14 protein-coding genes and 1 pseudogene are annotated in these 19,073 nt (G+C 66.8%); 9 read left to right on the plus strand and 6 right to left on the minus strand.

Going from position 1 to position 19,073, the window contains the following annotated elements; all coding sequences use genetic code 11:
- The first annotated feature begins 112 nt into the window (after positions 1-112).
- From FB157_RS43870 to FB157_RS43890, 5 genes are all read left to right on the plus strand, one after another.
- Positions 113-898 (plus strand): GNAT family N-acetyltransferase, encoded by a 786-nt coding sequence (locus FB157_RS43870; protein WP_145886932.1) that lies wholly within the window; start codon positions 113-115, stop codon positions 896-898.
- A 64-nt stretch (positions 899-962) separates the two neighbouring features.
- The gene (gene menC / locus FB157_RS43875) at positions 963-2,072 is read left to right on the plus strand and encodes an o-succinylbenzoate synthase (protein ID WP_145886934.1); all 1,110 of its coding nucleotides are present in this window, start codon (positions 963-965) and stop codon (positions 2,070-2,072) included.
- Positions 2,069-3,178 carry a M20/M25/M40 family metallo-hydrolase gene (locus tag FB157_RS43880; RefSeq protein WP_261386948.1) on the plus strand — a complete coding sequence of 370 codons (1,110 nt, stop codon included), beginning with the start codon at positions 2,069-2,071 and terminating at the stop codon, positions 3,176-3,178. The genes menC and FB157_RS43880 overlap by 4 nt, the downstream gene beginning before the upstream one ends.
- Before the next feature lie 315 nt (positions 3,179-3,493).
- Positions 3,494-4,510, plus strand: a complete 1,017-nt coding sequence (locus FB157_RS43885) for a DUF1611 domain-containing protein (protein ID WP_145886936.1) — start codon at positions 3,494-3,496, stop codon at positions 4,508-4,510.
- Between the two features lie 59 nt (positions 4,511-4,569).
- Positions 4,570-6,237 (plus strand): ABC transporter ATP-binding protein, encoded by a 1,668-nt coding sequence (locus tag FB157_RS43890; RefSeq protein ID WP_186581952.1) that lies wholly within the window; start codon positions 4,570-4,572, stop codon positions 6,235-6,237.
- 180 nt (positions 6,238-6,417) lie between these two features.
- Here FB157_RS43890 and FB157_RS43895 read toward each other — a convergent pair whose 3' ends face one another.
- Positions 6,418-6,864, minus strand: coding sequence for an Lrp/AsnC family transcriptional regulator (locus FB157_RS43895; protein WP_145886938.1), 447 nt, complete (start codon positions 6,862-6,864; stop codon positions 6,418-6,420).
- A 176-nt stretch (positions 6,865-7,040) separates the two neighbouring features.
- Entirely contained in the window at positions 7,041-7,409 is a 369-nt protein-coding gene (locus FB157_RS43900; RefSeq protein WP_145886940.1) for a hypothetical protein, read from the minus strand.
- Between the two features lie 496 nt (positions 7,410-7,905).
- Between FB157_RS43900 and FB157_RS43905 the strand changes: the two are divergent.
- Positions 7,906-8,592, plus strand: a pseudogene (locus FB157_RS43905) (M24 family metallopeptidase); the annotation flags it as partial.
- 254 nt (positions 8,593-8,846) lie between these two features.
- On the opposite strand, the gene FB157_RS43910 reads toward FB157_RS43905, so the two are convergent.
- From FB157_RS43910 to FB157_RS43920, 3 genes are all read right to left on the minus strand, one after another.
- Positions 8,847-10,505, minus strand: a complete 1,659-nt coding sequence (locus FB157_RS43910) for a CdaR family transcriptional regulator (RefSeq protein ID WP_145886942.1) — start codon at positions 10,503-10,505, stop codon at positions 8,847-8,849.
- A 222-nt stretch (positions 10,506-10,727) separates the two neighbouring features.
- Positions 10,728-12,386 carry an aspartate ammonia-lyase gene (locus FB157_RS43915; protein WP_261386951.1) on the minus strand — a complete coding sequence of 553 codons (1,659 nt, stop codon included), beginning with the start codon at positions 12,384-12,386 and terminating at the stop codon, positions 10,728-10,730.
- Positions 12,387-12,689: 303 nt separating this feature from the next.
- Entirely contained in the window at positions 12,690-13,244 is a 555-nt protein-coding gene (locus tag FB157_RS43920; protein WP_145886945.1) for a WhiB family transcriptional regulator, read from the minus strand.
- 522 nt (positions 13,245-13,766) lie between these two features.
- On the opposite strand from FB157_RS43920, the gene FB157_RS43925 reads away from it, so the two are divergent.
- The 3 genes from FB157_RS43925 (at position 13,767) to FB157_RS43935 (ending at position 18,434) form a co-directional block, all read left to right on the plus strand.
- Positions 13,767-14,408, plus strand: coding sequence for a sigma-70 family RNA polymerase sigma factor (locus FB157_RS43925; RefSeq protein WP_145886946.1), 642 nt, complete (start codon positions 13,767-13,769; stop codon positions 14,406-14,408).
- A gap of 599 nt (positions 14,409-15,007) precedes the next feature.
- Positions 15,008-15,412: a hypothetical protein gene (locus tag FB157_RS43930; RefSeq protein WP_145886949.1), complete on the plus strand. Its 405-nt coding sequence runs from the start codon at positions 15,008-15,010 to the stop codon at positions 15,410-15,412.
- A gap of 196 nt (positions 15,413-15,608) precedes the next feature.
- Entirely contained in the window at positions 15,609-18,434 is a 2,826-nt protein-coding gene (locus tag FB157_RS43935; RefSeq protein ID WP_186581953.1) for a BTAD domain-containing putative transcriptional regulator, read from the plus strand.
- Positions 18,435-18,707: 273 nt separating this feature from the next.
- On the opposite strand, the gene FB157_RS48110 is transcribed toward FB157_RS43935, so the two are convergent.
- On the minus strand, positions 18,708-19,073 hold a 366-nt coding region (locus FB157_RS48110), incomplete at its 5' end, for a hypothetical protein (RefSeq protein WP_222441029.1).

A 19,073-nucleotide genomic window follows, 5' to 3' on the forward strand; every position in this document is an offset into this window, starting at 1 on the left:
CTTGACGGGCCTCCTGGGCGGTGCGAGGCGGGTCGAGTCTCACAGCCATGTGCTTCCACGGCGATATCTGCAAGATCGTCGATGCCTGAGTCAACGAGGAAGTCAACAGTCCATGGTCACAGAAGTGCACATACGGGAGCTGGCCGACACCAAGGAGCTGCAGGCGGCAACAGCTCTGATCACGAAGGTGTGGCAGGCGGAAAATCCACCGGTGCCGTTCACCTTCATGCGGGCGCTCAGCCAGGCAGGGGCGCAGGTCCTGGGGGGATACGTCGAAGGGCGGCTAGCCGGCGTGGCGGTCGGGTTCCAGGGCCGCGATGCTCAGGGATCACTGCTCCATTCCCATGCGGTCGGCGTCGATGAACCGTGGCGAGGCACCGGCGTGGGCCGGGCGATCAAGTTCGGCCAGCGCGACTGGTGCCTGGAGCGCGGGATCAAGCGGATAGCGTGGACGTTTGACCCGCTGCGGGTCCACAACGCCTACTTCAACCTGGGCCGGCTCGGCGCCGTGGGTGTCTCTTACCACGCGGACTTCTACGGGCCGATGAATGACGGGTTCAACCGGGGCATCCCCACCGACCGAGTTCTGGCCCACTGGTACCTGACGCAAGACGGGACCAGCCCCACCCCCTGCGCGGCCCCCTCGCCCGACGTCACCTTGCTGGATATCGGCGACGACGGGTGGCCGACAAGCAACGCAGCCACCTTCCGTTCCGGCGCGGACGTGCGGCTACGTGTACCTCCCACTCCGCCGGCCGACCCGCCGACGGTCCTGCGCTGGCGGCTCGCGCTGCGCGAGGCGATGGAACCGCTGATGCACACCGGCTACCGCTGGACGACCGCGGCCGCGGACGGCACCTACGTCCTCACCCCGCCCACCGAGGATGCCCAGCACTAGCGGCCGACGTCGCCCGGTCGGCACGGACCACCGAAGCAACTTCGCACACAAAGGGAGAGTGTTGATGAACATCGAGGCTGTCGAACTGCGACGGGTCGCCATCCCCCTGGTGTCGCCCTTTCGCACCTCCTTCAGCACCCAGACACGGCGCGACGTGCTGCTGGTCCGCGTGGTCACCGACCAAGCCGAAGGCTGGGCAGAGTGCGTCGCGATCGCGGACCCGCTGTACTCAAGCGAGTACACCGACGCCGCGCACCGCGTGATCGCCGACCACTTGCTGCCCCGCCTGTTCGCCGCCACCCGCGTCAACGCCGACCTGGTCGCCCCGCTCCTGAGGCCGGTGCGCGGCCATCGCATGGCCAAAGCGGCAGTGGAGACGGCCGTGCTCGACGCCCAGCTCAAGGCCTCCGGCGTCTCGCTCAGCAGCCATCTGGGCGCCACCGCAACCCACGTCGACTCCGGCGTGTCCGTCAGCATCTACGACGAGATTCCGGCCCTGCTCGGCGCGGTGGAGAGCTACCTGCTCGCCGGGTACCGACGCATCAAACTCAAAATCCAACCCGGCTGGGACATCGAGCCCGTCGCAGCGGTCCGCGAGCGCTTCGGCAGCCAGATCTGCCTGCAGGTCGACGCCAACTCCGCATACACCCGCAGCGATGCCCGCCACCTCGCCACGCTCGACGAGTTCGGGCTGCTGATGATCGAACAGCCGCTCGACGAGGAGGACGTGGCAGGCCACGCCGAACTCGCCCGTATCGTCCGCACCCCGATCTGCCTCGACGAGTCGATCGTCTCCGCCCAGACCGCATACGAGGCGATCCGCGCCGACGCCTGCGCGATCATCAACATCAAGCCCGGCCGGGTCGGCGGCTACCTGGAGGCCAGGCGCGTGCACGACCTGTGCGCAGCGGCCGGAATCCCCGTCTGGGCGGGCGGCATGCTCGAGACGGGCATCGGCCGATCGGCCAACCTCGCTCTCGCGGGCCTCCCCAACTTCACACTCCCTTCAGACATCTCTGCCTCCGACCGGTACTTTCAGCAAGACCTGACCGAGCCGATCACAATGAGCGCCGACGGACGGATCGAGATCCCCAAGGGCCCCGGCATCGGCGTCGCACCCATCCCCCACGTGCTGAAGGAACTCACCGTCTCCACACAGGTGCTCAAGCCGTGACCCTGCTCGACGAACTGACCATGCGCACCGAGGACATGGTCCAGGACGTCCTCGGCCTGTGCCGCATCGAGTCACCATCACACGACTTCACCCAGCTGGCCGAGATCGCCGAACACACCGCGGAACTGGGCACCCGCCTACTCGGCCGCACTCCCGAACGGATCCAGGCCGAAGGCCGACCGGCGCTCTACTGGAAACCACAACCTGGCGGCGTGCTGCTGCTGGGCCACCTCGACACGGTCTGGCCCGTCGGCACCCTGCGCAACTGGCCGACGCCGCTGCGTACCCAGACCACACTTTCCTGCCCTGGTGTCTTCGACATGAAGGCCGGCATCGTGCAAGGCCTCTACGCCATGACTGCGATCGGTGCCCCTGCGGGAGCCGGCATGCTGCTGACCACAGACGAGGAGATCGGTTCGCCGGTCTTCCGACCGCTGATCGAAAAGGCCGCCAGCCGGGCACGGGCGGTACTGGTGCTGGAAGCCAGCGCGGACGGCGCACTCAAGACCGGCCGTAAGGGCATCAGCCAGTACGTGGTACGGATCTCGGGACGAGCGGCACACGCCGGCCTGGAGCCGGAGAAGGGTGTGAACGCCCTCCTGGAGCTGTCCGCGCAAGCGCGTGCAGTCGCCGCATTCGGCTCCGACGGGCTCACTGTCACCCCGACCCTCGCCGCCGCCGGAACCACGGCCAACACGGTGCCGGCCGAGGCATACTTCCACGTGGACGTCCGGGCTCGAACCCGCGCCGAACAAGACGCCCTCCACACGCGGATGAGCACACTGACTCCCGTGTTGCCGCGTGCAGAAGTCACCGTCGAAGGTGGCCCCAACCGTCCTCCGATGGAGCCGGGCCAATCCGCAAAGCTGATGGACATGGCGCGCACCACCGCCATGGACCTCGGGCTCGGAGCCGTCCACGCAGTCAGCGTCGGCGGAGCCTCTGACGGCAACATCACCGCTGGCATCGGCATCCCGACCCTGGACGGCCTCGGCGCGGTCGGCGGGCACGCGCATGCCGACGGCGAGTACGCCCTCATCACCGAGATGCCCCGCAGATCGGCCCTGGTGGCCGGGCTGACCGCCCGCCTGCTTTCGCAGACCTGAAACGGATCATGGCTGGAACAGCGTATATTCTCTGCCCTGCGTGCGCGAAGCGTTGGCCATGGACCAGTGAACTCGCCCAGCAACAAAGGGTGTGCTTGATCCGCTCGCTTCGATTGCCGCTTCGATGGAATGCCCTTGGCCGGGTTGCGGCCGGGATTCCCCTCACCGCGAGAATTGGAATGAGCAGTGGACCTGCTGTCCGTACATGGGTTCACCCATGGCTCGGTAAAGGTTTCGTACGCGGCTCGGCGAATAGTCGAGGCCGGCTTCGGAGAGACCCGGCACGCCGGGGTGAGCACACGAGTGAGGCGTCCCGTGCGAGGGGACGTCGTACTCTGCGAGGTCACCGGCATAGGCCAGCACAAGTTCCTGGCACAGCGCGACGGAGCGCGTAACAAGCTCTTCGTCGGTGACCAGGTACTGCTGGTCTACGGTGCCCGGTACGCGCCCGACCAGTTCGAGGCGGAACTACCTGAAGATCTCGGCCCCTGCCACCTTGCTGCAGCAGGCGGCATCGCCTCCAGAGTGGTGTCACGGCACGCGAGTATGGCCGATCCCACTGCTGTGCGACCCCTCGGGCTGGTCGTCGACGAGTCCGAGGAGGTCATCAACCTCCGCAGTCTTGCCCGTCGCGTGGCCTCGGGCCCGTACGAACGGCCTCCCGTCATCGCCGTCCTCGGCACGTCGATGAACGCCGGAAAGACAACTGCGGTGGCTTCTCTCGTTCGCGGACTCACACGGGCCGGCCGCCGAGTCGGTGCGGCCAAGGTGACGGGCACCGGATCTCCCAACGACCCCGGGCTGATGGCCGCCGCCGGCGCGGCCTGCGTCATGGACTTCACCGATCTGGGGCACCCCAGCACCTATCAGCTGGACGCCGGTGAGGTCGCCGCCATCCTGCGTCAGACGATCGAGCAACTGGCCTCGGACAAGGTGGATGTGGCCGTACTGGAGATCGCCGACGGCATTCTGCAGCCCGAGACCGCGGCCCTGGTAGAAGCCTCTGAGTTCCGCGACGGAGTGGACCGTGTGGTGTTCGCGGCAGGGGACGCGGTGAGCGCCGTCGCGGGTGCACGCATGCTGACCGGCCAGGGGGTGCCCGTCGTGGCAGTCAGCGGCCTGGTGACGACGGCGCCGCTGGCCGTGGCCGAGGCGACACGTCTGCTCGACATCCCCGTCCTGTCCTCCGGTGCGCTGGCCGATCCCGCCGTGGCCTCCTCGATCTTGGCCGCACCGGACGTCCCGCGCGAATTCAGCGCGGACCGGGTTCCGGGCGGGCCTGCCGTACTTACATCTGCCCTCGACACGAACGCTGCGGCAGCGACGGCGTGACGGAGCGGGGCAGCCACATGGTCAGGCTGCCGCGTACCTTCGGGGGCAGACGTCGGCGGATGACCGTCCAGTTGGCGCTGATCGGCCTTTGCCAGGCGATATGTGTGGTCGCCTTCTCCGTGGTGCTTCATGTGGTGGCAGACCGCGCGCGGCATCCCTCCGGCGGCCTCCGGATGACGGGTATCTACCGGCCCTTCGCACACTGGCCCTCCGCGGCACTGCTGACCGCGCTCGCCGTTGCCGCGGCGGCGGCCGTCGGACTCAAGGCAGTCGCTCCGCCATTGGCGGAGCGACTGGCACAGAGCTATGTGCACAGCGTCCGTCTGGCGCTGTTCGATCAGATATCCCACAGCGAGGCATGGGGATCCAACCGCCGGACGGTCGGTGTGACGGTCCTCCGGTTCACTGGTGACTCCACTGCCCTGCGGCAGTGGGTCAGCCGGGGTGTCGCCACCCTGTTGGCGGACGGCGTTTTCGTCCTGTGCACACTGGCTGTACTGGCGGTGTTCTCGCCGGTGGCAGGAACCGCCACGGCGGTCCTGGTCCTGCTGTGCGGGGCCGCGGCGGCCCTGGTGGGCCGGAGGCTGCGTGACAAGGTGAAGGAGACCCGTCGCCACAACGGCCGTCTCGCAGCCTTCGTCAACGAGCGCGCCACCCACTTCGCCGTGATGCAGTCACTCGGCCGCGGGGCGCGTGACCGCCGGGTCCTGTCGCGGCGTAGCCAGAAGTTCAGCGACGCCGTGGTGGCGCAGGCACGGCTGAACGGGGCACTCGAGGCAGTGGCGGAAGCCGCCCGTACCGGCTCCGGTCTGGTCGTGATCGGCGCGGGGGTGGCAGCAGGAGCCCGCCCGGATGCCCTGCTCTCCCTCATGCCGGTCGCGGGCTTCCTGGGGCCACCGCTCTCCTCTCTGGTCAGGGTGCAGGAGTACTGGCAGCTGTCGCAGGTGGCCCGGCGACGCATCGCGGAGGTGATCTCTACCCCCGCTCGCCTGTGCAAGCCGGCTGCCCCTGAGCCGCTGCTGGACGGTCCAGGGCAGCTGGAGCTGGTACATGTACGCATTTCTGGGTTGCTGGGCGGCACGTCGGTGGTCGTGCCTCCAGGGCAACGGGTGTGCCTGCAGGGCGATGCGGCGGTGGGCAAGTCCCTATTGCTGGCCGTTCTGGCGCGGCTGCATGTACCGGACGGCGGCACGGTTTTGCTCGACGGCCAGGACATCGCCCGGTGCGATCCGAACGAGCTCCGGCAAGCGGTCCGGCTGGTCAGTCCGGAACTGCCCCTGCTGCGCGGTAGCGTGGAGATGAACCTGCGGCATGGCGAGGGTACGGCCCGGCAACAGGACATGCCCGACGAGGCCGCGACGTTCACCGAATTGCGTCGATGGCAGGACGAAGCGCTCGCCGCGTTGCTGCCGCAGGGCCTGCGCACGAAGGTAGGGGAGGGCGGTCAGGGACTGTCGATGGCTGCCCGGAATCAGGTGGCGCTGGCCAGAGCGCTCCGGAGCCGACCTCGGGTGCTGCTGCTCGACGCGGTGGAGTCGAAAACCACTGTGGGCGGAGAAGCCCTGGACAGGGTGCTCGCTTGGTATCCGGGCACGGTGATCTACGTCAGCCAGGATCGCTGTTTCGCGGAACGGGCGGACTCGATATGGCACATCGCCGACAGGGTGTTGACGGTTCGCCACCAGAAGGCCAACCAGCCGGGCCGGACTAGGCTTCACAACGGCTGAGAAGCCCGGTCAGAAGCCGTCGATCACGGCCATGGGTGGAGACGCGACTTGGGAGTTGAGATCGGTGTACTTCTTCATGGCGTGCGCGGACTCGTCGCGGCCGTGGCCGAACTCGCGAGGATCGTCGCCTACCCGATGAAGGGAAGGACGGTTTTGCATTGCCTGGGTACGCGAAATATTCTACCGTCTGACCACAGTGGACAAGGCGACGGTCGTCATTGTGTCGCGCACTCCGGGAAGCTCGGTAATTTCCGACCAGATTTCCTGGATACGGTCAGACGCTTTCGTCTCCACTCGAATCACCAGGTCGAGCTCGCCGCTCATGACGTCGCAGGAGACAATTTCCGGGATTTCCTTCAGGGTGCGGATGACGTCACCGCCACGCATTCTGTCATGGCGATAGACGAAAATCATGGCGCAGAAGGGAGGGGATTCCCGGTCACCGCTGCCGGAGATGATGGTGTACCCCTGGATGTATCCGTCGCGTTCAAGGCGATCAATGCGTTGGCGCACCGCGTTCCTGGACAGGAGGACCCGGTCGGCCAGTTCTGCGTGAGGTATGCGGGCATTCCTTGTCAGCTCGGCCAGGATGCGTCTGTCCAACTCGTCCGGCGTTCGCCTGGTCATTGATGTCTCCTGCGTCCACGAGGAACGGCGTTCGTCAGGGGTAGCCGGCCCGCTTTGAGTAGCACGGTTTGATGTCGCAGCGCGCGGTCAGCCGTGACGAGAGTCGCTTTGCGCACAATCTACCGGGTGTCGGCTCGTGGGACTACCGCAGTTCGAGAGTCCGCCTGTCCGGAAGTTCACTGGTGGAACCGGTTGTAGCCAAGATCGGCAGCCATCATGGTCAAAACTGCGATGAGGGCCGTGCTGATGGAACCAGTGCCCTTGCGCAGTGCCATCTCTGTCCCCAACCGAGCTCCCAGGATGTTGCACACACTCATGCCGAGGGTCCACATGACATGGCCTCGCTCTGTGAAGCAGAAGCGCTCCCAGGTTGGTGCTGGCGTTGACCACCTTGGCCAATGCTGCACCCTGAACGAACTCGGTCGACAACACTGCCGTGAATCACAGGGCGAAAAGAGCGCCTGTTCCTTGACCGCATATTGCTTGGCCGCCATGGCGACGGCCACTCTCCTGCGCGGCAGTTGGCGGCAGGCCGTCACCGCCACGCCTTCCGCCTCACATGGCATTGAGGCGCGAGCCGAGAACCGGGTCTAGATGTCCAGGTGAACGGGCGCGGCCGAGGTATGGGTTCATCGGACCGGGCGCCACACCAGGGCAGATGCGGTGGGAGGTGCATGGGGGAGAGCCCTGTTTCGTGCATCCCCGGACGTGCCTCCGCTTGACGTGGGTCCATGCGTGTCGCGGTCGGTGAACCATTTGATGAACAGGGGCCGTGTTCCTCAGTGAACGCCCTTGCGATCCTTGGGTGTTCACAGCTTGCCGGCATACCTCCCCCGGGCCGGAAGCTGCGCCCGGGGGCTGCCGAATTGGTCACGGCAGCCCCCCGGGCGACGTGTCGATCGGTCGTGTGTCCTTCGGTTCGCATGCAGGTGAACACGCCCAGGCGTGTGGCGATTGCCGACGGCCTTGCGCTGCGATCTGAGCACCCTCTGAAGTGTAATAAACTTGACTGTAAAGTTCATTACTTTGAACTCCCTTGTTATGGTGGATAGGGAACCCGCGCGCGCGGCACGACTACTGGATGCCCAGGCGAAGGCCGAACGGCTCTTTACGGCGATCGAGGAACGTGGGCTGGTCGCCCCGGGAGAGCGGGAGCGGGCGGTCAGCGACCGAATCCGGGACCTGGCGAACGAGTTGTTCGGAACAACTCGGCACTGGCACAAGCGGATCGTGAGATCCGGGCCGAACACCCTCCTGCCGTACCGGGAGAATCCGCCGGACCGTGTCATTGCCACAGACGACATCGTGTTCGCCGACTTCGGGCCGATCTTTGAGGAGTACGAGGCCGACTTCGGTCGGACGTTCGTCTTCGGCGATGACCCGGTCAAGCATCGGCTGTGCGACGACTTGCCCCGCGTGTTCAGGGCCGGCAAGCGCCACTTCGAGAGCGACCCTGACATCACCGGACATGAGCTGTACGCCGAGGTGGAGCGACTGGCGGCAGAGGTTGGTTGGGAACTGGGTGGTTGGCATGCTGGGCACCTGGTCGGCGAGTTCCACCACGAGAAGATCGACGGCGCGGAGCCGGAGTCGTACATCGCCCCCGCGAATGACACCCCGCTACGCCGCAACGACAAGGCGGGCCGCCGCTGTCACTGGATCGTTGAGATCCACCTCGTCAACCGCGAACACGGGTTCGGCGGCTTCTACGAGGAACTCCTGACCCTCGGCTGCGACGAGCAGGCAGAACTCATCGATAAGCGTTCAACGTTCCCGATCAGCTGGTGTCGCGAGGCACTCGTTGAACCGTTTCCTGCGCCGCCCGGGCTGGCCACCGCGGGATGGCAACGCTCGGCAGTGCCCGCTACGGCCCAAACCGCCCGCCGTCAGCAGCTGGACCGTCCTGTCCACCCGTTCCGCCAGCGCGGTAGGCCAGCATGCTCAAGGAGCTCGTCATGAACGAGACGCCGGCGACAGGAGAATCATTTGCTGCCCTCGGCCATCAACCGATCCGAAGTGATCGGCGGGAGCATCAGGCGTAGCTGGAGCATCGCTGCGAATCGGCTCTCCGCGTCGTCGAGATCGATGCCACCGATCTCGACGACGCGACGCAGGCGATAACGGAGAGTGTTCGGATGGACGGCCAGCCTGGCGCTCGCCTTGGTCACGTCACCGAATGTGTCCAGCCACGCCTGCAGGGTTTCCACCAGTCTTGAATTGTGTGCGGTGTCGTAGGCGATCAGCCGGGCCAATGGCCCGATCGGCTCTTTGCCTTCGGCCGCGACGATGCCGCCGAGCTCGAGGAGCAGCCAGTCGACGTGGATGTCGGCGATCCGAGCCACCCTCAATCGGCCACTTCGTCTGGAACGGAGCACCCTGAGTGCTCGCTCCGCGGCAAGGCGCGAGCTTGCCAGCCCGGCCACGTCGTTTGCTGGTGTTCCCACCCCGATCACACCCGTCACCCTGTCACCGGTACGGTCCAGGAAGTTCTTCGCGATGCGCACCGCACGGTCTTCGGCATCCGTTTGGCTGCGCACGATCGGCACGATTCCGTAGCACACCTCGCCGATCAGCGCGGTTGCAGACCGGGAGTCAACCACCGAGAGATGCAGACTAAGAGCGTTGGCCAGCCGTTGCCGCTCGTCTGCCACTCTCACATGAGACTCAGACTGGTCGTCCGATGCCTGTTCTTTGAGGGCGCAGGCCATGACGACCGTGGTCTGCTCGACCATGCCCAGTCGTACCAGTGCTTCTGCCGCGCCGGGACCACCTTCCAGCGCGGTCCCCACCAGGTCGGTCCGGACCCGCCTTGATACGTCGGCGCCTGCTCGGATCCCGAGCAATTCCAGCGCTACGACTTGAGCGGCTTCCTGCAGTGCCTTCTCGCGTTCCGCGGTGAGCGGCCCGGGTGCTATCGCCCAGATGAAGCCAAGCACTTCATCTCCGGCGCGCACTGCAATGGCGACACGGGGCAGGTTGGCAGCGTCGATCGGCCCGGAGTAGACCGGGTCGCCGGTTGTGTACAGCTCGCGGAAGACGCCGTGTGCCTCGTGCCGTTGAGTGATCCACTCAGGTGCCTGTCGGCCCAGAATCGTCGCCACCCGGGATGGGTCGGCCTCATCCTGGCGGTTGGAAAAGGCCAGAACCCGGTGATTGCGGTCTTCGATCGTAATCGGGGCGTCCAGTAGTGCAGCAACTGCATTGGCGATGGCGAAGAGATCCCCCGATGGCATGCCGGTCAGCGTTCCCGGCCTTGCTCCGCCTACTGTTCCCTCGGCCAGGACTGACCGGAGCAACGCTGCGAGCTGGGACCAGGAGGCGCCGCGGGTAAGAGTCAGCAGAGCCGTCCCGGAGCGCCGGCTGGCAGCTCTGATCCGCTCGTCGTCGGGGACGGGGGCGCGTACCACCAGCCCGGCTGCTCTATGGCCGCCCAAGGTATGGAGCAGCCGTGTGATCTCATAAGGCCCCTCCACACCGACCCCGAGCACCAGAGCGTGGTTCGGAAGCTCCGGCTCGTCCATAGGATCGTGGATTGCTATGCCACCGATGTTGTCGACTATGTCCGGGTCACCGTGGATGAGATCAAGGAGTGTGGTTCCGAGATAGTCGAGCACGCGGCTGAGACCGGTTCCCGGACGCATGGTCCCCACTATTGGTAAGCCCTTTGTGCTAGAAGACGATCTTGCGGCGCTGGGTGACACATGCAGGCGGGACACACCTGGCCACCCCTCCTAGTGATGACATACGAAGAGATCTGCCGACCGTCGCGGTTGTGATAGATGCCCGCATCGAGAGACGCGAGCGGTCGATGGTGGCCCACGGACCGTTGCACCGCCTGGTGCGGTGCAGGGCAAAGCTGCGCTTCACACCTCTGATGTGGTGACTGTTTCCCGACCACGCCTGCAGTAAGGGCAGGGCACTGTGCCGTTCTGACCGTCGCCCGGCACCAGCGTGCCCCAGTCGTCACAGATGGTGCACTCGTTTCCGAGCCTGCGGCGGCCCGGATGCGCCTGGCGGGCGTCTGCCTCCCCAGAACTCTGAAGATCCGTGTGACGTGCAGGCTTCGCAGCTGATTCCGCGCTGCCCGGACAGGCCAGATTGCGCGGATGGAGGATCTCCCCGAGTTGCTCTCTGCTGAGCAGGCCCTTGTCCAGGACAAGGTCGTACACACTGGCGCCGCTGAGCAAGGCCTCTTGCGCCACTGCTGTCGCCTGCTCATACCCGATATGAGGATTCAGGGCGGTCGCGAGGCCGATGGAGCGGCCTACCTGCCGGGCGAGGTGCTCACGGTTCGCGGTGATTCCCGAAATGCACCGCTCGGCCAGGGTCAGACATCCCGCTCGAAGGTGCGTCAGGCTCTTGAGAAGGCTGTGGACGATCACCGGTTCGAAGGCATTGAGCTGGAGCTGCCCGGCTTCCGCGGCGAAGGTGACCGTAACGTCGTTGCCGATCACCTCGTAGGCGATCTGATTGACCACTTCGGGGATTACCGGGTTGACCTTCCCAGGCATGATGCTGGAGCCGGCCTGCACCGGCGGCAGTACGATCTCGCCGAATCCGGCCCGCGGTCCGGACGACAACAGGCGCAAGTCGTTGCATGTCTTCGAGAGCTTGACCGCGATGCGCTTGAGCACCCCGGACAGCTGGACGAATGCCCCCGCATCCTGAGTGGCCTCGACCAGGTCGTCAGCGGTGGAAAGCGGGAATCCGGTGATCGTCGTGAGATGGCGACAGGCCAGCCCGGCGTATCTGGGGTGCGCATTGAGTCCGGTGCCGATCGCGGTGCCGCCAAGGTTGATCTCCTGGATCAGCTCGCAGGCCTCAGTCAGACGCTCACGGTCCTCCTGGAGCATGACCGCGTAGGCGGCGAACTCCTGGCCGAGTGTCATCGGCACAGCGTCCTGAAGCTGGGTGCGGCCCACCTTGAGGATGTCTGCGAACTCGATCGCCTTGGCTGAGAAGGCCTTCTGAAGGGCCTCCATGGCGTCGTGCAGGTCACGTGCGCCGAAGTGCAGGGCGATCTTTCCCGCGGTCGGGTACACATCGTTGGTGCTCTGCCCGGCGTTCACATGCTCGAGCGGGTGAAGGTGTTCGTAGGAGCCCTTGGGATGACCCAGGTGTTCCAAGGCCCGGTTGGCGATCACCTCATTGGCGTTCATGTTCGTGGATGTGCCGGCACCACCCTGGATGACGTCGGTGACGAACTGGTCGTGCAGGGCTCCGGCGCGGATCTCCTCACAGGCACGGATGATGGCGTCAGCCTTGTCCGGCTCAAGCAGGCCCACCTCCCGGTTAGCTAGAGCGGCGGCCTGCTTCACACAGGCCAGAGCCGTGACCAGGGCCGGGTAGGCGGAAATGGCGGTGCCCGTGATGGCGAAGTTCTCCATGGCACGCAGCGTGTGGACCCCGTAGTAGCAATCGTCCGCTACGGCGCGCTCACCAAGCAGATCGTGCTCGTATCGGAGCTGCCGCACCTCATCGTCGGATTGGGGAGGGGCAGGCACGGGCTGGGGAGGAATCATGCCGGTGGTCATTGCTGCATCCGTTCGTAGCGCGTTGGGGGCAAAGCCTGGGCTTGCTTCCGTCCCGGACGGAAGCAAGCCCAGGACCATATCCCCAGGTGGGGGGGCGCGCCGGTGCCGAGGGGGATCTGGATGTTGCCCCATCGCCAGCTGGGCCTCAGCGGCAGTCCCGTCATGGCGTGTAGGTGTGGCCTGAGGCGGGCCAGGCCGACTTGTTGAGCAGCCCGGTTCTTGCATTCAGATGAACGGAAGTGGTCGAAGCCCGGGTTCAGCCGAACGGGATCTGAGCTCTTGCGGGGCCGGTCACACGTCCTTTGGGCCGTTCGGCACGTCCGGAAGATCGAAACCGAGTACCCGGAGATAGGCGAGGGCACGAGCGGTCTGTCCGCGCACCTGGTACACCGCACGGAGCGTCGTGCCGATCGCATCACCGATCCTCTGGTTGCCCCATCCGAGCTGTTGCAGCCGCAGCACGACTGCAAGACGGTGCGGTGGCCGCACGTACAGCCGCTCCCCAGCGGCGAGGCGCTCGACGAGACGCTCGCTGCCGCACCACAGATCGCGCGATCGCTGGCTGAGGCCTCGCCTCTCGGTTGCGGTCAGACCGCCCCAGATTCCAAGGGGCTGGGGCTCTTGCATCGCCATCTCCAGACATCGGTCCTGCAGCCTGCAGGTCGAGCAGACGACCTTCGCTGCGTCGGTGCAGAGCTGGTCCGAGCGGGAGTGGCCAGAAGGAAAGAACAGCTCCGGATCGATGCTGGAACAGGGGGGTGCTGCCGACGGCACCGCGGCCTCGTGCCCTGTTTCGCGGGCGAGCCCTTGGGCGAACTGGGGCCGGCCAGTGGGGGAAGCAGGCATCGTCGACCTTCCTGCGGATGTTTGATCGGGATCGGTAGCTGGGAACCGTGACACTTGTGTCGCGTGTGCGACGCCGACTCGGGCCGCTCCGGCCGGGCGCGACGGGTAGTGCGGGGCGGATTAGCCAGGGAGGCGACCAGGAGTCTCCACCGCGTGGCGGCTGGAGTATCCGGGGTTCGGCTGTCAGGAGCGACTAACTGTTCCTGTGAACGGCGGAGGGGCGCGCGGAGTTCACATGGCGCTCACGCGCCTGTCCGGGGTCGGTATCGATCGGTCCATCGGCCTGTCGCCGTGTCCCAGTGCGTGCACCTGGGGGCGTCAGGGGCCCGGCGCTCAGGCGGCCGACCGCGAAGTTTCACCCCTGCGAACCTCGTCGGCATGGCGCTTTGGCGGTTCGTTGGGATGCCGTTGGCGACGGAAGACACCCTCGGTGGCCGGGAAGGGGAGGACCGCGCCCGCATCACAGCGGTGACCGGGTGAGGGGCTCCGGCACATGTAGCGGCCAACGGGAGTGTGGTTGGAATGCAGGTCAGGCGTTCGGGCGACAGAGCGTCCAGAGGGCGGACCGAGACGGCTGAGCGGCGCGGCGGCGATCAGGGGCGCGTATCGGTTCAGGAAGCAGATGAGGCCCCGCCGACCGAGCGTGCCACGCTCGACGAAGAGACCCTGCATGAGCTGTACCGGTTGCACGGCAGCTACCTGTTCCGCGCACTGCTCCGGCTCACCAGCGGTGATCGGGGGCGGGCCGAGGACGTCCTGCAGGAGACCCTGGTGCGAGCCTGGCAGCACCCGGCCGCGATGTCGCGGGGCCCGGAGCATGCCCGCCCGTGGCTGTTCACCGTTGCCAGACGTATTGCCATCGACCACTTCCGCATGCAGGCGGCCCGGCCGCAGGAGACAACCGACGAAGTGCCGGAGGAGTACGCGAATGTCGCCGACCCGTTCGACGACGTTCTGGTGGCCCGCGACATGGAAGTCGTCCTGGCGGAACTCGCGCCCCATCAGCGGGAGGTCCTGATCGAGCTGCATATGAGGGACCGCTCGGTGGCTGAGACGGCGGGAATCCTGGGCGTCCCGGTCGGCACGGTCAAGTCCCGCAACTTCTACGCGATACGTTCGCTGCGCGAAGCGCTCGGTGTACATGACGAGGCTCTTGAGGCCTGATGCCGTAGCCCACACAGCGTGGATCCCCCGCCGGGTTGTGGTGGAAGGCCGGGAAGTGGCTGACGGGCACCCTGCGTCCGCGTACGCCTCCTCCCGGCTCTGTCGCGGGTTCGATCTCCGCGAAGCATCCCGTGTGGGGGAACGCGATCGGGAAGGGATACGCGCGGTAGGTCTGTCGGCCGCACCTGCACGGAGGCAGATCGCAGGGTCGCCTTCCGCCGGCACCAAGGTCACTGAGGCCAACCAACTCGTCTAGACCGCCCGACGACGGAACGGCAAGTCCGATGGCTTGGCGGGGATCCCTGCCTGCAATGCGGGAGCGCGGGAGTAGCGCTGCCGAGATCGGTGTGAACCCCGCGCATGTCTCATGAACCGTACTCGCGCTCTGGTGCGTTCTGCTTTGTAAGGCGGTTGCCCGATCCCGGACGGGGTGGATCCCTGCTGGAAAGGAGTGCGCGGAAGTGTGCATGGCGTCGGCATGGATGAGGCACGAACCAGAGCGGGGAAATCGGCGCGCGGCTGTGCGCAGGATCGATCGGCTGCCCAGACCTGGCGTCCGGGCTCCCGGCGGGTCGCGGACCTGTGGGCGGAGCGGCTGGATGATGGGTGAGCACGAGGCCGAGACGGTGAGTCTGCTGGTGCGCTCCTGGGTGGCCGGCTCTTCACCGCTGGCCGACCCCGGTCGGGCCCTGGGTACTGGCCTGCCGGTACCGCGGGCGCAGGCCCTTGAGGTGATCGAGTCGGCTCGCTCGCTGGCGGTGCTCGGCCTGACGGACGGCTGCCCTGCCGTGAGCTCGCCTGCTCTGGTCCGCAGTCAGCTGGGCGACGCTCGCTTTTCCGAGCTGTGCCTGATCGCTGACGCGTTGGTGGTCGGCCAGCACCCGTCCGTAGCCGAGTGGACCGCCGGGGATTACCGCGTCGCCGTCGAATGGACAGCGGTGCTGATCCAGAGGTGGGGCGAGGATGGCGTGCAACGACTGGTGGCGGAGCTGTCAGGAAGCTGACGGAATCCCACGCTGACCAGCCTAGGCACCCACACTGGTCAGCCGAAGCTGACCCACAAGGAATCGGTCACTTGACGCAATTACGCCTTCCAGGATATTTCATCTGGTAGCGAACAGTGCCGAGGGCTACCTCGAACGACGTATGGGCGTCGGTAGGCTTGCCCGAGGCGCGATCAGGGCGTGGTTTGGTGTCGATGTGCGGGTTGTGCTGCTGGGCCCAGTCGGATTGATCTCGCCGGACGGCGCGGAGACTGAGGTCAGGGAAGGTAAGCGACAGGCGGTTCTGGCGTTGCTGGCGGCGCGGATGAACCAAGTGGTTCCCGTCGCGCGAATCCTGGAACTTGTCTGGGACGGTGATCCGCCTCCGCGCGCTCGGCAAGCGCTGCAAGGGCACGTCGCGGAACTGCGGCGACAACTGTCTGACAGCCCGCTTGCCATCCTGTGGGACGACCTCGGGTACGAGCTGCGCGGCGCCCCTGAGGCAGTGGACGCGCTTGAGTTCCGCCGTCTCGTAGCCCTGGCCGCCAGGACGACCGAAGACGAGCAGGCCGTAGCACTGATCCGCAGGGGGCTGGGTCTTTGGCGTGGCAGCGCGCTCATGGGCGTCGCCGAGGGCGAACTGCGACGCACCCTGGGGGTCGAGCTCGAAGCGGCCCGGGTACTGGCGGTCGAGGCATGGGCAGATCGAGCGCTGCGACTGGGCAGCGGCGGCGATGCCGTAGCCACACTTGAGGAAGCGGTACGAGCGGACGGGCTGCGCGAGTCCCTGGTTGGCGCGCTCGTACGATGCCTGCACCAGGAGGGCAGGCAGTCCGAGGCCCTCGAGGTGTATCACCAGGCGCGGCGGCGGCTGCGGGACGAGCTTGGCGTCATCCCCGGCACCCAGTTGCAGGCGGCGTTCGCCACCGTGGTGGCCTGTTCCGAGCACGAAGCCGCCGGGGCGGCCCACTCCCGGTCCCAGTCCCTTGCTCCCACTGCCCCACCAGTGCCCGAAGGCGCCGCGTCGACGCCGGTCCTGACACAACTGCCACGGCTGCCGGGCGGCCTGGTGGGACGCGACAGGGAGTCCCGGTGGCTGGACCGGGAGTGCGGGCCTGGCCACGAAGGAGCCGGACTGGCTCTGATCACCGGCCCCGCCGGGGCGGGCAAGACCGTGCTGGCGGTGCGCTGGGCGTACGCGGTGGCCGGGCAGTTCCCGGACGGGCAGCTCTTCGTTGACCTGCACGGATTCGGACCCCAGGAACCCGTAGACGCTCACGCGGTCCTCGGCCACTTCCTGCGCGCCCTGGGCGTGCCCGACGAGCACATCCCGGAGGACCCCGTGAGCCGCGCGGGCTGCTTCCGCACCATCACGCAGGACATGCGGCTCCTGATCGTGCTGGACAACGCGCCGTCGGCGGAAGATGTGAGAGACCTGCTGCCTGCCGGCCCCGGCTGCTCCACCGTCGTGACCAGCCGCAGTCAGCTGGGCGACCTGGTGGTCATGGAGGGCGCCGCGCCGTTGACGTTGGGAACGCTGCCCCTGCCCGAGGCCCTCGAGCTCATTGCCCGCCTGGCAGGAACCGAGCGGGTTCGGGCAGAACCGGAGATGGCGCGCCGTCTCGCCGAGCTGTGCGATTGTATGCCGCTCGCCCTGCGGATCGCGGCGGCACGCCTGGCAGCACGTCCCCGGTGGACCATCAGTGCCCTGGTGGACGAGCTGGAAGACGAGCGGCTGCGCCTTGGCATGTTGCAAACCATCGGCGATTCCGGGGTGATCGCGGCCCTCGCCTCCACCCGCGGCCAGCTCACACCGGAGGCCGGCCGCCTGCTCGCGCTGCTGGCCATCCACCCGGGGGGCGAGATCGACGGACCGGCCGCAGCGGCGCTGCTCGATTGCGAGGAGGCTGCGGCACGGAAGGCGTTGGACGTGCTGGTGGCCTACCACCTTGTCAGCGAGGCCAGACCCGGACGATTTGCACGGCACGACCTTGTCCGCCTTTACTGTGCCGACCTTCTGGCCTCCGAAATCACCGTGTGCCATCGTCGCCAGAGCCGGGCCAGGCTCTTGGACCACTACATAGCCGTCACCGCGCAAGCCGCCTCCTTCACCCACGCGTCAAAGAGCGCTCCTGGCAGCCCCTCGGCCCGGACCTCCACGGTGAAGGTGCGTTTCCATGACAGGCAGGGGGCTGTGGACTGGTACCAATGTGAAGAGGCCGCCATCCTGGCCCTCATCCGCATGGCCGCAGAGGATGGCGAGCCGGATCGCGCCTGGCGGCTGGCCGACAACTGCATCAACCTGCACCTCGGACGCGCCGCGCCAGGAGCGTGGCTGGACTGCGCCGCAGCCGGGCTCAGCGCCGCGAAGCATTCGGACGACACATACGCGCTGATGAGGATGCACTATGCGGTCGGCTCAGCGCTCAAGGCGCGAGGACGTTGGGAGGAAGCCCAGAGTGAGGTGGAAAACGCTCTCGCGTGTGCTTCCTCGCTGCCGGCCGGCGAGGACCGGCTGCGTTGTCGCATGGCTCTCGGCCTGATCCGCGCCGACCTGAACAACCTCGACGAGGCGATCCGCTGCATCGAGCAGGCACTGGACGAAAGCAGAGAGCTGGGCCACGTCGGCGCTCAGGCTCTCGCGCTCAGCAACCTTTCGTATCTGCTGCTCGCTGCAGGGCAACCGGCGGCGGCGCTGGACAGAGCACGGCAGGCGACCGCTCAACTGCCTTCCCGGAGCAGCTCCGTCACTTCACTTGCAGCCCTGCTCAATGAGATCGAGGCACTGAATTGCCTCGGTGAGGTCGCTAAGGCGGAGGAGCGGTTGGCGGAAGCCATCGGCCGCTGTCGAGCCCGCGGACACCGCGATTACGAGGCCACGGCAGAGCTTTGGTACGCCGAGCTGCTCGAGCGAGCCGGCAAGGAGTCCGAGGCACACCCCCATCGGGCGGCGGCCGCAGAGCTATCTGCCGGACGTGGGAAGGGCTGGAAAGCGGAGCGTGCCTCGGCAGCGATCTCACTGTGGTCGTGCGAGAACCGGTAGAAGCCGTGCCGAGCTCGCCGGCAGCGTTTCGGCCGGGCAACGGGTCGACGCCCACCGGCCCGAGCTGCAAACGCGCTCCCGCGCAGCAACGAGTCAGCCCTTGCCAACGAGGATGGTGAGTTCTGGACCGAATCCATCAACCGTACCCGCGTGGACGGCGGTTCATGGCGACCGCACGCTGCCCACCAGGCGGGTGTCGGCCGAGCGCGCCCGAGCCGCACCGGCGTCGAGCCGTTCATGATCGGGCGTCAGCGATCCTCCGCGATGATCAGGTCATTGCGCGGACACGAGTCCAATACGTGATGCCCCCGTCTCCGGAGAAGTCCCGTCATCGGGGCGCGGTTGCTGATCGGGGCTGAGGGCGGAGTCGGAGTGCTGGTCGGCCTCGTGAAGACTCTCGCTGGCCCCACCAACGTGGAGTGCCCGATGGCCCGTGTGCTGTGCGGCCAGGCTCGTGCGGTCGGTGGGCCGGCCGGCCATGGTGGAGAGGCTGTCATACGTCAGGGCGAGTTGTGAGGAGCGTTCTTGCTCGCTACCCCCGGCCGTGGCGTCAATGAGTGCGCGGATGGTGGACTCCTCGGAGCGGAACCAGGCGAGTGCGGCGTTCGCGTCCGGCAGACGCGGGAGTGCTCCGGGTGG

This window comes from Streptomyces sp. BK340 (assembly GCF_007827595.1).
GTDB lineage: Bacteria > Actinomycetota > Actinomycetes > Streptomycetales > Streptomycetaceae > Streptomyces.